The sequence below is a fragment of the Cellulosimicrobium cellulans genome, assembly GCF_001722485.1.
GTDB lineage: Bacteria > Actinomycetota > Actinomycetes > Actinomycetales > Cellulomonadaceae > Cellulosimicrobium > Cellulosimicrobium cellulans_A.
In genome coordinates, this window is record NZ_LWGL01000231.1 from 1 (window position 1) to 3643 (window position 3643).

At 77.1% G+C, this 3643-nt stretch carries 4 protein-coding genes and 2 pseudogenes; 1 reads left to right on the top strand and 5 read right to left on the bottom strand.

The annotated features are described in order from the left end of the window. Positions 1 to 311: pseudogene (locus JZ5iCDA_RS16145) on the bottom strand (gephyrin-like molybdotransferase Glp); the annotation flags it as partial. A 156-nt stretch (positions 312 to 467) separates the two neighbouring features. On the opposite strand from JZ5iCDA_RS16145, the gene nhaA reads away from it, so the two are divergent. Then, complete coding sequence (nhaA, locus tag JZ5iCDA_RS16150) at positions 468 to 1880, top strand: Na+/H+ antiporter NhaA (protein ID WP_069388067.1); 1413 nt, start codon at positions 468 to 470, stop codon at positions 1878 to 1880. 40 nt (positions 1881 to 1920) lie between these two features. On the opposite strand, the gene JZ5iCDA_RS16155 is transcribed toward nhaA, so the two are convergent. From JZ5iCDA_RS16155 to JZ5iCDA_RS16170, 4 genes and pseudogenes are all read right to left on the bottom strand, one after another. Further along, entirely contained in the window at positions 1921 to 2466 is a 546-nt protein-coding gene (locus JZ5iCDA_RS16155) for a DsbA family protein (protein ID WP_069388068.1), read from the bottom strand. An 87-nt stretch (positions 2467 to 2553) separates the two neighbouring features. Then, complete coding sequence (locus tag JZ5iCDA_RS19450; protein ID WP_069388069.1) at positions 2554 to 2796, bottom strand: acylphosphatase; 243 nt, start codon at positions 2794 to 2796, stop codon at positions 2554 to 2556. Then, positions 2793 to 3269: a dsRBD fold-containing protein gene (locus JZ5iCDA_RS19455; RefSeq protein ID WP_069388070.1), complete on the bottom strand. Its 477-nt coding sequence runs from the start codon at positions 3267 to 3269 to the stop codon at positions 2793 to 2795. The genes JZ5iCDA_RS19450 and JZ5iCDA_RS19455 overlap by 4 nt, the downstream gene beginning before the upstream one ends. A gap of 130 nt (positions 3270 to 3399) precedes the next feature. Beyond that, a pseudogene (locus tag JZ5iCDA_RS16170) lies at positions 3400 to 3643 on the bottom strand (thioredoxin domain-containing protein); the annotation flags it as partial.

The window sequence follows — 3643 nt, forward strand, 5'->3', positions numbered from 1 at the left end:
GCGGTGCCGGGGGCGAGGGCGGGCGCCGCACCGGCGCGCGCGGGGACCTCGGCGATCACGGGGAGGCGGACGGGTGCACCGGGGGCGGCGCCCGCGACGTCGCGCGCCCGGACCGCGTACCCGTCCATCTGCGAGTTCCGGAACCGGGGCACCGCGTGCGGCGCCACCAGGTCGCCGGCGAGGACCCGGTCGAGCGCGTCGGCGAGGTCGACGTCCTCGGTGCGCGTACGCCGTCGCGCGCCGTCCACCAGCGGCGCGAGCAGCGCCGCGACGTCCGCGCGGTGCTGGTCGACGCTCACGCGCTCCGCCACGTCCTCACCTCCGTCGTCCTGAGCCGGGCCCAGCCTGCCACGTCCCGGCCACCGGTCGTGGACGACCGTTGCGGAAGCACGGGCGGGCCGCAAGAGTTGTCACGCTGCGCAGCGGTCGTCGCGTCCGGCGCCCGCACCGACCCGCCCGGAGGCCCCGTGACCCAGCCCGCCCCGCCGCCGTCGTCCCCGCACGTCCACGTGCCGGCGCGCCCGGGCCCGCCGCTGCGCTTCCAGCTGCGCCCGCTCGCCCCGTCGCTGCGCTCGTTCCTCGCGACCGAGGCCGGCGGCGCGGTGCTCCTGCTCGCCGCGACCGTCCTCGCGCTCGTCTGGGCGAACTCGCCGTGGTCGTCGGCGTACGACGACCTGTGGCACGCGACGGCGGGGTGGCAGGTCGGGCCGTGGTCGTTCGAGATGGACCTGCACCACTGGGTCAACGACGCCGCGATGGCGGTGTTCTTCCTCGTCATCGGGCTGGAGATCAACCGCGAGGTGACGAGCGGCGAGCTGCGCAACCGGCGGACCGTCGCCGTGCCGGCCCTCGGCGCGCTCGGCGGCCTCGCCGTGCCGGCGCTCATCTACCTGGCGTTCAACGCGGGCTCCCCCGCGCAGCACGGCTGGGGCATCGTCATGTCGACCGACACGGCGTTCCTCGTGGGGATCCTCGCGCTGTTCGGCCCGCGCTGCCCCGACCAGCTGCGGCTGTTCCTGCTCACCCTCGCGGTGGTCGACGACATCGGCGCGATCACCGTGATGGCGCTGTTCTACACCGACGAGCTGTGGCTGCCCGGGCTGGTCGCGGCGGGCGTGCTCGTCGCGGCGGTCGTCGTCCTGCGCTGGCTCGGGGTGTGGCGGCTCGCGCCGTACGTGCTCGTCGGGATCGGGCTCTGGGCCGCGGTGTACGCGTCGGGCGTCCACGCGACGCTCGCCGGGGTGCTGCTCGGCCTGCTCGTGCCGTCGCGCGCGTCCCGGCCGGTCGACGTCGCGCTCGTGCCGAAGTACGCCAAGCGCCTCGCCCAGGAGACGACGGCCGAGCGCGAGCACCTCACCGAGCTCGCCGCGCGCGCCGCCGTGCCCACGAGCGAGCAGCTGCAGCGCGTGCTGCACCCGTGGAGCGCGTACGTCGTCGTGCCCGTGTTCGGGCTCGCCAACGCGGGCGTGCAGCTCGACGGCGAGTCGCTGGCCGCCGCGGCGACGTCCCCGCTGACGATCGGCGTGGCGGTCGCGCTCGTGGCGGGCAACGCGATCGGCGTCTTCGGCGCGTCGGCGCTCGCGCTGCGCTGCGGCCTGGGTGACCTGCCGGGCCGGGTGCGGTACTCGCACCTGCTCGGCGGCGCGATGCTCGCCGGCATCGGCTTCACCATCTCGCTGTTCATCGCCGAGCTCGCGTTCGACGACGAGGCGCTGATCGAGCAGGCGAAGATCGGCATCCTCGCCGGGTCGCTCGTCGCGGCGGTGCTCGGCTCGCTCGCGCTGCGGCTCTTCGGCGAGCGGTGGCCGCTGTGCTCGCCCGGCGCCGACGGTCCACCGCCGTCGCTCCCGCCGCTCCCCTGGCGCGCGCCCGGGACCTGACCCGGGCGGTGGCGCGCGGGCGAGCCGGACGAGCGGGCGGCTACCGCGTCGGGACGGCGGCGACCGCCGCCTCGAGCCCCTCGCGGGTCACGCGTCCGCGGTAGCGCACCCCGTCGACGAACAGCGTCGGCGTGCCCTGCACCCCGAGCGCGAGCGCGGCCGCGTAGTCGCGCTGCACGGCGCCCGCGTGCTGCTGCGCGGCGTCGCCGACCACGGACGCGCCGTCGAGCCCGAGCTCCGCGGCACGCTCGGCGAGCCCCGCGTCGTCGAGCCGGTCCTGGTGCGCGAAGAACGCTTCGTGCATCTCCCAGAACCGCCCCTGCGCGCCGGCGGCCTCGACCGCGAGCGCCGCCGTGAGCGCGTGGGGGTGGATCTCGAACAGCGGGAAGTGGCGGAACACGAGCCGGACGCGGCCTGCGGACGACGCGACGACGTCGCGCAGGACCGGCGCCGCGGCGGCGCAGTAGGGGCACTCGAGGTCGCCGAACTCGACGAGGGTCACGGGTGCGGCGGGATCGCCGAGGACGTGCGCGTCCGCGGGGACGAGCTCCTCGACGGGGACGCGCGCGGGGGTCTGCTCGGTCACCGGCCCAGCATGGCACGCCGGCGCGCGCGGCGGGGCGGACGGGTCTCCGCGGCGCGGACGACCCGTCGCGGCGCCCGGCCGGGCGCGTCAGCCGTCGTGCCGCCGGGTCACGTCGACCCAGGTGACGCGGCCGGGCGTCGTCCCGTCCTCGAGCCACGCGGCGAGCCGGTCGAGCGCGTCGGCCGGGCCTGACGCGACCACCTCGACGGTGCCGTCCGGCAGGTTGGTGGCCGTGCCGTCGAGCCCGAGCAGCGCGAGGTGCGCGCGGGTGGCCGCGCGGAAGCCCACGCCCTGCACGCGCCCGTGCACGAGCGCCCGGAGGCGGCTCACAGGTGCACGTGCGCGGGCACGCCCGTCGAGGACTCGATGTCCGCCTCGGCGTCGTCGAGGAGCCGGTCCGCGAGGCGGCGCAGCGCCCGCCCGACGGCGATCTCGTCCCCGATCAGCGGGATGTCGGTGTCGTGCGGGTCGCGCCGGGCCCGCCCGACGGTGCGCACGTGCTCCGGCGGCCCCGCGACGAGCACGGCCTCGGCCGTCGTGCGGCCCTCGGACTCCACGACGCTCACCTGGACGCGCCAGACCTTCGTCGTGTCCGTGCCTCCGCCGTTCTCCGCGCCCGGGACGTGCTCGACGTAGCTGTCGGAGCCCGGGTACACGAGCGTGCGCTCGCCCGTGTCGCCCCACTCGACGAGGTACGGCGGCGAGCCGTCGTCGTGCCGCAGCTCGACGACCACGCCGTCCCGGACCGCGCCGCCCACGACGCCCGACGCGGTGACGATCCTGTCTCCGACCGATGCCTTCATGGTTCCTCCTCCGGCGACTGTGTCGGCCGCCCTCGGCACGCCCCGTCGCACCGAGGTGTCCTCCCATCATGCGGCGGGGCACGGCGCAGTGCACCCGTGCGGACGCCCCGGACGCGCGACCCGCGAGCCGTCAGCCGGCGAGCTGGTCGCGCAGCGCCTGCGGGTCCTGCGCCGGCAGCCGGCACACGAAGTCCGCGCACAGGTACGCGCCCGGCCCGCGGTGGGCGAGGACCTCGACGTCGTCGGCGCCGAGCGCGGCCGCGTCGTCCGGCGTCGCGGCGAGCAGCAGCGCCCCCGGGTGGTACCAGTCCCGCGCCGCCGCGAGGAACGCGGGGCGGGCGTCGTCGGCGGCGACCACGACGAGCTGGTGCGCC

Bases quoted from the DNA above. Each gene is read 5' to 3' on its own strand.
- JZ5iCDA_RS19455 (WP_069388070.1), bottom strand. From the start codon at position 3,269: ATGAAGGCATCGGTCGGAGACAGGATCGTCACCGCGTCGGGCGTCGTG.